The following is an 11,238-nucleotide window of genomic DNA, read 5'->3' as shown; positions in this document are numbered from 1 at the left end:
GATTTAAAAAAAGACTCTCCATAACGGAGAGTCACCTAGCCCGGCTTCTCTATAAGCCATGTTCTGTACTAATGTGTTAAAACGTGCACTAGATTACACTCACACAATAGTGATAATCATCTGTCTATATTACCTTCGTAATATCTCTTTCTTCTGTTGAATTCCAGAGAAAAAGTGCTCCTACCTAATTTGGATTGCTCACTCGAGGGGTTTACCCGTTCCACTTTTTATGTTTCCATAAAAAATCGTCACTGTGGCACTTTCAAGTTTGCTTTCATATCAAAATGACTTAGAAAACTAAACTGCCGTTAGCATATAGCTACCTTGACTTATTGTTTCGTCAAGCACGAACACTACAGTCATCTCAGACTGTGTGAGCATGGACTTTCCTCTAAGTTTCCTTAGCGATTATCCGATCCACCGGGAATTATTTAGTATGACCAAATACTTTTTTCTCTAAATTAGAAAGACGTTTTAAAATATCGATATGTTGATTCTGACTGTCAGACACATCACCACGAGAACGTGTTGCCACTCGGATTCTTAACTCTTCGACTTCTTTTTTTAAACGTTTGTTTTCTTCTTCAAGCTTTTGTAAGTTTTTGTTCATATCTGCCATACGCTGATAATCAGCTATGACATCATCTAAAAAAGTATCAACTTCAATTGGTTGATAACCTCTAATTGTTTTTTCAAACTCTTTCTCAAAAATATCTTTAGCAGACAAGTTAAGAGAATATTCGCTCATTTCTTTCACCTCTTAGTTGTCATATTGGTAACTAATAAAATCATTTAAATCGTCAAATTGAATTCTTTCAATATTATAATCAGATTTGCTACTCTTTTCAAGTAAATGACGATATATATACTTTAAGTTAGATTCAGACTCTTCATCATAAAATATTAATGCATGTGAACTGTTATCTGTTAAAAAGCGATTGATTTCTTTAAACATACTTGGATTTTCATAAGGACGTTTAAAAATGTATGATGAAAATTCCGCCTCATTTTCGATTTCTTGTAAGATGAGTTTATCTTCATCTTTAAATCGCTCATCATAGTTATAAAAAGGCTTCAAGACAATATATTTAAAATCATAAATTTCTTTTAAGTCTTTTAATACTTCGCCTGCGTACATATCTATGCCAGGATAATTTTGGACGATAAACCATTCTGCCCCATTTTCTATATATTCGATGATTTTCATTTTTAAAAATGATTTTAAAACAGTCACTTCTTCTTGTTTATGGTTAAATATACCGAGTTCATAATTTTTATATCCTATAATTAAAACTCTCATATTAGCTCCTTGTTTATAATATAATTAAACCACATTGAAATGAATTTAAATTTTTCATTAAATAGACGTGTTTTAAATTCTTTTTTATGACAAGCCATTGCAAGTTCTGTTATTTGTTGAGATAGTTTAACTTTTGTGTCACTGTTATAATACCTGTCAGAAGAAATAGATTCTATAGAAGTTGCGATTTTATCGGCATAATTCAAAAAGGGTTGAATTTCATTTTCAAAACTGTAATTATAACCATTTTGTGCCGTTTCATATTTATGTTTAACTTCTTTAAGATACATCCTTAAATCACTGCTTTTAAGATCGCTATTCAATAGACTCATCCTTTTAAAACGATAGATTTATGTACATATACTATTGTATAATAATTTAACATGAATGAATATACTCAAGGAATGATTAATTTGAAGTATCCTGCTGGTATTCAAAAAAGTAATGTCACTAGTAATCATAGAAAGAAGAAAGTACAATATGGCCATCGAGGAATGACGCTTGAAAAGGATATCGATACGACAAATAAGTATTATTTAAATACAAATCGTGCGATTATCCATAAAAAACCAACACCTATCACAGTTGTGAATGTAGATTATCCATCGAGAAAAAAGGCTAAAATAACAGAGGCTTATTATAAAACACCTTCAACAAGTGACTATAACGGTATTTATAGAGGGAGATATATCGACTTTGAAGTAAAAGAAACGAGAAATCCGACAAGGTTTCCTTTTATCAATATACATGAACACCAAGTTGAGCATATGAGAGAATGTCACAAGCAAGGTGGCATTGTTTTTATTATTATGAGATTTCACGTACACGATGAAGTCTTTTTATATCCGATTGAACGATTTTTAGTCCACTGGGATAATTTTAAAAACAAAGATGGAAGAAAATCGATTCGATATGACGATGTAAAAAAAGAAAGCTATCAAATCCCCGAGAAATATAATCCGAGATTTGATTACTTAAAAACTGTAGATGAAATTTATTTTGGAGAGAGGTAAGAAGATGAATAATCCTTTATCGAGAAATAAAAGGAATAATAAATCTAAAAAAACGTTATGGAAACGTCTTGCGTTATTATTTATATTAGCGTGTGTTTCGATGTTTGTGCTTGGAATTGTTGTATTTGCATATTTCGCTTCAACTGCCCCAGCATTTAGTATTGAAAAATTAAAAGACCCAATTCCTTCTCGAGTTTTCGATAAAAATGACGAGCTTGTCACGACAATTTATCAAGGAATTGAACGAGAATATATCGATATTGATGACACACCTGAACATATGACTGATGCTGTACTTGCTGTAGAAGATAATAGATTCTATGAGCACGGTGCGATTGACTTTAAACGTCTTGGAGGTGCTGTAGTTAAAAATGTTACAGGAGGATTTGGATCTCAAGGGGCTTCCACAATCACTCAACAAGTCGTTAAACGTGCATTTTTAACAGAAGAAAAAACAATTAAACGTAAAGCACAAGAAGCATATTTATCATATCGTTTAGAACAAGAATATTCTAAAGATGACATTTTAGAAATGTATTTAAATAAAATTTACTATTCTGACGGTATATACGGTGTACGTACAGCAAGTTTATATTATTTTGATAAAGAGCTTGAAGATTTAAACTTAAAAGAAGCGGCATACTTAGCAGGTCTACCGAACTTGCCAAACGTTTATAACTTATATGTAGATGCTGAATCGGGTAATAAGCGTGCGAACCAAGTGCTTTCATTGATGCTTCATCACGGTAGAATTACTGAAGATGAATACAATGAAGCGGTAAACACTGATTTAACTACGAACTTAATTGCGAGATCAGAAGAAGAACGTGCATCAACGGAACCAAAAGATCCTGAATTTGCTGCATACGTCAACATTATTAAAACTCAGCTTGAGGAATCAGATGAATTTAATAACATCGAAATATCTGAGTTACTTTCATCTGGTATCGATATATATACTAATATGGACGCTAATATCCAGCGTACATTACAAGATACAGTTGATGACAAAGAGTTTTTCTACGGTGATAAGTTTAAGAGTGATGATTTTAATATCGCATCGTCAATACTTGATACAAATAGTGGCGCATTAATTGCGATTAGTGGTGGTAGAGATTATCAAGAGGTAGTGAAAGAAAATCTTGCGATTACTCAACATAACACTGGTTCTACAATGAAGCCTATACTTGCATATGGACCTGCGATAGAAAATATGAAATTACCTACAAATTATACTGTTCAAGATGAAATGTCTTATTCACCGAAAAATTTCGATGGTCAAATTTACAACTATGATAAACAAGGTCACGGAACGGTGACAATTAGAGATGCCCTAAGACAAAGCTTTAACGTACCTGCTGTAAAAGTATTTGAACAAGTAGAAGATGAATCAAGCGGATCTGCTGAAGATTTCTCGAAAGGTTTAGGACTCGATTACTCTAAAAAGCTAGACGGAGATTATTCAATATCATTTAACGATGTACTTGGTGGTAATGAATCAAGATTTAGCCCTCTCCAAATGGCACAAGCATACGCAGCATTTGGTAACGGTGGTACATTTAATGAAGCTAGCGCAGTTCGATATGTAATTAACTCTGAGAACGAAAAGATTGATATGGACTATGAAACTCATAAAGCGATGGAAGATTATACAGCATTTATGATTACAGATATGTTAAAAGATACATTTGATCCATATGGTAGTGCCGATTATATAAAAATGGATGGTTTAAATATCGCAGCGAAAACTGGTACAACGTCTTATTCAGACAATGTATTGGATGAATATAATTTACCAAGTAACGCAGCAAAAGATGCTTGGATTGTTGGCTATACTCCAGAATATACGATGAGTGTATGGACAGGGTTTACAAGTACTAAAAAAGACGGTGTCACTTCATTTATTGGTAATGAAGAACATATTACACCGCAGTGGTTCTTCCAAGATGTAATGAATCAAATTAGTACATTTAATGGTCAAGACTTTACAAAGCCAGACAGTGTGAATTGGATAAACGGAAATGAACTTGCTGTAAAGGATAGTTCTTTCTTCTTTAATAATAACTCAAATAATAACAATAATAATGATACTAATAATGATTCAAATAATAACAGTAATCAAAAAGTACGTAGATATTACTATACAACACCTAGTGAAGATGACTCAGAAGAAAACACTCAATCTGAAGAAAGTAAGGAGTCAGAGGATAATAAAGAATCACAAGAAAGACAAGAAACTGAAACGACAAATCCAGTAGAAACACCTTCAGAAAGTGAAAATTCTAATACGAATCAAGACACAACACCAAGTGAATCTGGTGGAGAAACAAATACTCCTCCACCATCAAATAATTCAGATGATAATTCAAATAATTAAAAAAGCAAAGTAGCGTTGTACCGAACCCATAAATCCGGACATTCTTGTCCGTGAATTCTTATATGGCTTGTTTCCTGTATTGAACAGGAGACAGGCCATTTAATTTCTCTTTTATTCTTTTGTTGTTGTACCAATCAATATATTCTTCTAATGCCTCGATTAATTCTTGAACATTTTGATATTTAACACCGTAATAGATTTCTTGTTTAAGCAAACTAAAGAAATTCTCCATAGGTGAATTATCTAAACAATTTCCACGTCTAGACATACTCTGCTTGATATTATTCTGCTCTAGTAATTGTGTCCATTTGACATGCTGATAATGAAACCCTTGATCTGTATGAATCATGAGATTATGCTCTATAGGCAGCTTCTTAATAGCTTTCTCTAGGGACTCACAAGTAAATTTTACTGTAGGTGATGTAGAGATACTGAATGACACAATCTCACTATTATATAAGTCCATAATGGGTGAGAGATACACTTTTACATCTGAGTTGTCCACTTTGAACTCAGTTACATCACTGACATAAACTTCATTCATCTGATCTACGTTAAATGCTCTGTTTAGCTCATTATCTGCAATTTTTCCAACTTCACCTTTATACGAACTATACTTTCTACTTCTTGTTGTGAATTTCGTACACAATAAATTGTACTTCTTCATAAGTCTGAGCACTCTTTTATGGTTCACAATAATACCTAGATTCTTTAGTGCGAGTACAACTCTTCTATAGCCGTAAGTAAATCTAGATTCTTGAATGATGGATTGTATTTGTTGAACTAATCGCTGCTCAGATTCATTTACCTGATTTAATTTTTCTTTCCATTCATAAAATGAAGATCTTGGTAACTCAGAAATCTCTAACCAAGTACTCAGTTTAACTTCTGTTTTAATTTGCCTTACTTCTAGTACTACTTGCGTCTTTTCTTTGTTTGAGCACGCTTTTCCCGAAGCAAGGCATCCAACTTTTTTTGGTAAAGCAGTTTTGCTTCGAGGTACTCATTTCTTTCTCTTAGTTCAATAAGTTCTTCTCTCTCAGACTTTGATAGTTCTTTTGGTTCATCGTTATTCTTAGGCATAGTCGTTCCCTCACGTTTTCTAGGTCTTCCTAAAGTACCACACAAACCACTAAAGCCTTCCAAATCATACTTTCGCTGCCAACCAGCTATTGTAGATGGATTCTTGATTCCAAAGACTTGAGCTGTTTCTGAATAGGAAGTTTCGTTATTTATCCTATATTTTAATACGGATAACTTAAACTCACCAGAATAACGTGTTTTAGATAAACTTTTCTTTAAACCAACTTCGCCATAGAGATTATAAGCCATTATCCAATTGTTGATCGTGTCATGGCTTATATTAAACTCTTTTGAAAGAATGATTGCTCCAAAACCTTCTTCATATCTTCTTATAATTTCTAACTTCAAATCATAACTATACTTTGACATACGAATAACCCCCTAAATCCGTGTCCGGATTTAGGGGGTCAGTGCACGTGCGCTACTTTGCTTTTTCTTTTTCTAGTTTACGCTTTCTTTTTTGACCTTCTCGGCACATATACAATAGTGGACAATCAAAGCATTTTGGATTTCTAGCTAAACAGTGGTATCTCCCAAAGAAAATAAGTTGATGATGAGCTTTACTCCATCTATCCATAGGTATTTTTCTCATTAATGTTTCTTCGACTTCAGTCACGTTATCTTTCCATCTTGCGATACCTAGGCGTTTTGAGACACGTTCAACATGAGTATCGACGGCAATCCTTGGTGTATCAAATGCAACGCTTAAAACAACGTTTGCAGTTTTTCGACCTACACCTGCAAGTGTAATTAGTTCATCGTAATTTGTTGGTACTTTACCATCAAACTTATCAATTAAGTCACGACATAACTTTTGAATATTTTTAGCTTTTGTACGATATAATCCAATCGTTCTTATATCATTTTCCAGTTCTTCTAATGGAACATTGAGATAATCTTCTGGTGTTTTATATTTTTGAAATAAGTGATCAGTGACTTTATTTACTGATATATCTGTTGCTTGAGCGGATAATAATACTGCAATAGTTAACTCAAATTCATTACTATAGTTTAACTCAGCTTCAGCTTCAGGAAACATGTCGTGAATGATATCTAATGCTTCCATCGTCTTCTTTTTACTTAACAATGTTTAATCTCCTTCTAACCAATTTATAAATGGAACGTTTGGCTCGTTTGTATCTTCTTTTTTCATACTGTGGAGTATTTTCTCCACATAACTTAGTGAAGTTACATTGTTTTTGTATGCGATATCTATGCCCTCTTTAATATTTTCGGTACTATAGCCATCATCTCTCAGCCAAGCTGTCATACGTTCATATTCACTAGGTCCAAGCGTTCTACCATATAGTTTTTCAATGTATTGAAATAAGTTTTTGATATCATTATCAGTATACGTAGATTCTTTTTTATTCATAATGACATTTTCTAGCTTATTATAAAGCGGATTAAAGTCATATGTTTCAATATGCTTCCCATCAATAACTTTAGTATTAATATTGATAAAGTTTTCTTTAATTAATTTCTGAATTAGTATGGATAGCTCTTCAGGTGTAAACGTTGAACCTTCGATAATATCGTCAAAAGAAATCTCTTTACTGCCGTCATTACTATATTCAATTAATCGAATTAGTAAAATTGTAAGTTTTTCATCAAGCCCGATTTTAGCATAATGATCAATTAAAAGCTTATTCACAGAAATACGAATAAATTTTATATATTCATTCATTAAAATTCTCCTACTTATAATAATTAAAGAGATATTAGTGGCTAATATCTCTTTTTTTATTAATTATTTGAATGTTCTTCTACAAACTCTTTAAGACGACGCATCGCTTCATTAAATTTATCTTCGCTTAATGCATAACTAATACGTATGTTATCTTGAGAACCAAATGCTGATCCTGGAACTAATGCAATGTGTTTCTCTTTTAAAAGTGCTTCTACAAACGCGTCTACATTTTCAAAGTTACATTTTTCGACGAGTTCTTTTACTTCAGGGAACAAGTAAAATGCTCCAGTTGGTTCTACACATGTGATGTATGGAATCTTTTGAATTTCTTTATACGCATTATCTCGGCGATTTTTAAACGTTTCATTGTAATCTTTTAAGTATGTCTCTTCTAAATTATAAGCTTTAATTGCAGCAAACTGTGCAGGTGTTGTTACGCTAGATACTGATTGACTCTGTAATTTAGACATTGCTTTAATAAGAGATTTGTCGCCACATGCATATCCGATTCTCCACCCTGTCATTGCGTGAGATTTACTGACACCATTTACAACAACGGTGTTTTGTTTCATTTTCTCACTCATTTCAGCAATTGAATAATGTTTGCCTTCATAAACTAATACTTCATAAATTTCGTCAGAAACGACGATAATATCTTTCTCTTCTAAGTAATCTGCGAGTGCTTTTAATTCATCTTTACTGTAGATAACACCTGTAGGGTTGTTTGGAGAATTTAAAATTAAAATTTTAGTCTTATCCGTAACATGATTATCTAATATTTCTGGTGTTAATTTATAGTTTGTTTTACTTGTTGTTTTAGCAACGACTGGTGTTCCTTCAGCAAATTTTACTTGATCGATATAAGATACCCAGTACGGCGATGGAATTATAACTTCATCTCCAGGGTTTAATATCGCTAGAAAAATATTAAATAATACTTGCTTTGCACCACTACCAACGAAAATTTCATCTACACTGTAATCGAGATTATTATCTTTTTTCATTTTGTTTTTAATTGCTTCACGTAGTGGTAAGATACCTGTTGTTGCAGCATATTTAGTTTGTCCCTCTAAGGCTGCTTCATATGCTGAGTCGATGACTTCTTTTGGAGTATTAAAATCAGGTTCACCAGCAGAGAGGCTTATGATATCTTTACCTTCTGCTTTTAAATCACGTGCTAAATTTGAAATGGCAATTGTTGGACTTGGTTGTAATAGATCCATTCTTTTTGAAATTTGCACAATATTCTCCCCCTAAATGGTTAATAATTTTATTATAATCTAGTTAACATATCATTGAAAGCAGACCTATCGTCATAAATGATATTTTCTTCCTCAAAATACTTTAAAAAGGCATTTTTATATGGCTTATTGAGTAATCGATTATCAAAAAGAATGATTCTACCACTGTCATTTTCATTACGTTTAAGACGTCCTAAAATTTGTCTAAACATAAATACTGCATCTGGTAAATCTTTTTTATAGAAATGCCTAAATCCATCACCAGTTGGTACGGGGAATGGTAATTTTGTTAAAAAGATTGTACGATCATTTAGATTTTCAAAATTAATCCCTTCAGTAAAACTTTCTGTCGCAAGTAATAAACAGTTTTGAAGCTGATTATATTGAAGTAATAACTTATTTGCTGAATCATTTTTATTTTGTTTTAATATCGGGAAATCAAACAATTCACTCTCAATGATAAACTGATAGACGTCGTTTAATAACTTATAATTTGTAAATAATACAATCATCTTTTCTTGTCGAATACTGTAGTACATTGAGATATAATCTACAAGGTCTATAATATATGCTTCTCTATCATTTAAGTCATGAACATCATTTGGTATAAATAAATTGACACTGTCAAAAAGATTATCATTTTTAATAATTTTCGTGTCAAATTCACCATTAAACCATTCGTCTAAATGATTAAATGACTCATTGACTTCTAACGTACCAGAAATGAGTAATTGACCTTTTAAAGATTCTAAATCGCTGTACAACAATTCTTTAGACTGATTATTAACTAAAAGTGTTGTCTTTTGGAAGTTTTTATCAGTAATTAATCGATATTCATTGCTTTTTAAATGTTTTACAATATCATGTATTTTTAGCTTAAAATGATGGAGATAATTATATAAGGACTCATAGTTTTCAGTATTTAATATTGAACTTAAAATGATGTCAATTAAATTTAAAATATGTGTAAACTGTGTTGTTGCCAAGGTTATATTTTGATGATTTAATTGAGCAAATGCTTCATCAATTGTTTTATTTAACTGACTAAGCATACTAATTAAATAATCTTTTTTCTCATAATGATTATGGTCTAAATAATCTTTTAAAATACGATCCTTATTGTTCGCTCCAATTTGTGATAATAAAAACTTTAAATCCATATATTTATAGACTGTTTCATTTTGACTATTTACTGCCCTTAATACTTGATGGGCTTCATCGACAATCAAATAATTACTATCCATTTCAGTTAGACACTCTTGCATAAAATAATGATTCGTAATACATATATGACTAGATTTAGCATGATCTACCGCACGATTATAAAAGTATTGATCATAATCACTGATTTGATAATGTGCAGTGTCATAATAGAGTTTTTCAGGACCTTTTAATGAGACTTCACCTAAGTCACCAGTTTTTGTGGATGTCAGCCATACAAGTAATTTCATTTTAAGAATTATAATTTCGTAATTGTCATCTTTAAATTCAAGCAATTTAAGCATCGTATTTAAATTGATATAATTTGACTTCCCTTTTAACATCGCAATAGGTAATTTGTTTAAATTTGATGCTTTTAATAAACGCTTTAAACTACGATAATACATTTCCTCTTGTAATATCTTTTTACTCGTTGAAATTAAAATTTGTTGATTTGTCTCATTACTAAACGCAATGCTCGCAATTAATATAGCTTCAGTTTTACCAAGACCAGTATATGCTTCTAAAGCGAGTGCTTTATTTTCTTTTAAACTGTTATAAATTGTATAGATTAACTTGATTTGATCATCACGATGTTTAAATTGATTTATTTTTAAAAAGTTCTCGTATAATGACTCGATTGTTATATGAGATTCTATATGCTGATCTTCTTTAACTTCTTTAATGCTTAAAGATTTTACTAAAAATGATGCATCTTTATGGTTGTTCTCACTTAGCGATGCAAATAATAATTCACTGACATTTGTGTCTAATGATTTAGAAATATTATATAAACGTATCATCGTTTGTCGGTCTAAACTTTGAATTTTATTTATAATTTTAATAAGAAGCTCTGCCGTTGCTTTAGCATCGTCATATGCACGATGTGCGTTATCTAACGTCAAATTTAAAGATTTTGATAAAGCACCAAGTTGATACGAGTTTAATGTTGGAAAAAATATTTTTGATAATTCCACCGTATCTATTGCCAAATTAGGCTTAAAGTTAATTCCTACTTCTTTAAAAGCAATTTTTAAAAAATTTAAATCAAATTCAATATTATGAGCAACAAAGCAGCAGTTAGCGAGTAATTCATACACTTCATCTTTAATATCGCTAAACTTTACACCTGATTTAATATCTTCTAAAGTAATTGAAGTGAGCTCTGTCACAAAGGAAGGTATATCGTCAGCGTCAGAAATTAAGTGATTGTAATCACCAACGATCTTATTACCTTCAACAAACACAATACTCAAATCAATTATTTTATCTTTATATGGATTATTACCAGTCGTTTCTAAATCTACAACAGCAAATCGCTTGTCTAACATAAA

General features: G+C 31.5%; 10 protein-coding genes, 1 other RNA gene and 1 pseudogene. 2 read left to right on the top strand and 10 right to left on the bottom strand.

Going from position 1 to position 11,238, the window contains the following annotated elements:
• Positions 1–47 precede the first annotated feature (47 nt).
• The 4 genes from rnpB to KPF49_RS04305 all read right to left on the bottom strand — a co-directional run bounded on the left by rnpB (position 48) and on the right by KPF49_RS04305 (position 1,623).
• An RNA gene (rnpB, locus tag KPF49_RS04320) (RNase P RNA component class B) lies at positions 48–420 on the bottom strand.
• A gap of 7 nt (positions 421–427) precedes the next feature.
• Positions 428–748 carry a cell division regulator GpsB gene (gpsB, locus tag KPF49_RS04315; RefSeq protein ID WP_183672822.1) on the bottom strand — a complete coding sequence of 107 codons (321 nt, stop codon included), beginning with the start codon at positions 746–748 and terminating at the stop codon, positions 428–430.
• A 12-nt stretch (positions 749–760) separates the two neighbouring features.
• Entirely contained in the window at positions 761–1,300 is a 540-nt protein-coding gene (locus tag KPF49_RS04310; RefSeq protein ID WP_183672823.1) for an SLOG family protein, read from the bottom strand.
• Entirely contained in the window at positions 1,297–1,623 is a 327-nt protein-coding gene (locus KPF49_RS04305) for a hypothetical protein (RefSeq protein ID WP_183672824.1), read from the bottom strand. The genes KPF49_RS04310 and KPF49_RS04305 overlap by 4 nt, the downstream gene beginning before the upstream one ends.
• Positions 1,624–1,704: 81 nt before the next feature.
• Here KPF49_RS04305 and recU point away from each other — a divergent pair, with 81 nt between their 5' ends.
• Both recU and KPF49_RS04295 read left to right on the top strand, forming a co-directional pair.
• A complete protein-coding gene (gene recU, locus KPF49_RS04300; RefSeq protein WP_183672834.1) occupies positions 1,705–2,313 on the top strand; it encodes a Holliday junction resolvase RecU in 609 nt (202 codons plus the stop codon).
• Positions 2,314–2,317: 4 nt separating this feature from the next.
• Positions 2,318–4,690: a transglycosylase domain-containing protein gene (locus tag KPF49_RS04295; RefSeq protein ID WP_183672825.1), complete on the top strand. Its 2,373-nt coding sequence runs from the start codon at positions 2,318–2,320 to the stop codon at positions 4,688–4,690.
• A 58-nt stretch (positions 4,691–4,748) separates the two neighbouring features.
• Here KPF49_RS04295 and KPF49_RS04290 read toward each other — a convergent pair.
• The 6 genes and pseudogenes from KPF49_RS04290 to KPF49_RS04265 form a co-directional block, all read right to left on the bottom strand.
• Positions 4,749–5,606, bottom strand: a pseudogene (locus KPF49_RS04290) (IS3 family transposase); the annotation flags it as partial.
• The gene (locus KPF49_RS04285; protein ID WP_219490066.1) at positions 5,606–6,142 is read right to left on the bottom strand and encodes a helix-turn-helix domain-containing protein; all 537 of its coding nucleotides are present in this window, start codon (positions 6,140–6,142) and stop codon (positions 5,606–5,608) included. The pseudogene KPF49_RS04290 and the gene KPF49_RS04285, both read right to left, overlap by 1 nt.
• A gap of 52 nt (positions 6,143–6,194) precedes the next feature.
• Positions 6,195–6,860: an endonuclease III gene (gene nth, locus KPF49_RS04280; RefSeq protein ID WP_183674684.1), complete on the bottom strand. Its 666-nt coding sequence runs from the start codon at positions 6,858–6,860 to the stop codon at positions 6,195–6,197.
• A gap of 3 nt (positions 6,861–6,863) precedes the next feature.
• Entirely contained in the window at positions 6,864–7,460 is a 597-nt protein-coding gene (locus tag KPF49_RS04275) for a DnaD domain-containing protein (protein WP_183674687.1), read from the bottom strand.
• 59 nt (positions 7,461–7,519) lie between these two features.
• On the bottom strand, positions 7,520–8,704 hold the full coding sequence (locus KPF49_RS04270; RefSeq protein WP_183674691.1) for a pyridoxal phosphate-dependent aminotransferase: 1,185 nt from the start codon (positions 8,702–8,704) through the stop codon (positions 7,520–7,522).
• 32 nt (positions 8,705–8,736) lie between these two features.
• Positions 8,737–11,235: a helicase C-terminal domain-containing protein gene (locus tag KPF49_RS04265; RefSeq protein WP_183674694.1), complete on the bottom strand. Its 2,499-nt coding sequence runs from the start codon at positions 11,233–11,235 to the stop codon at positions 8,737–8,739.
• Positions 11,236–11,238: the final 3 nt, after the last annotated feature.

It is taken from the genome of Nosocomiicoccus ampullae (genome assembly GCF_019357495.1).
Lineage (GTDB): Bacteria > Bacillota > Bacilli > Staphylococcales > Salinicoccaceae > Nosocomiicoccus > Nosocomiicoccus ampullae.
Note: the sequence above shows the minus strand (reverse complement) of the source record. Positions and strands in the feature narration are given on the sequence as shown.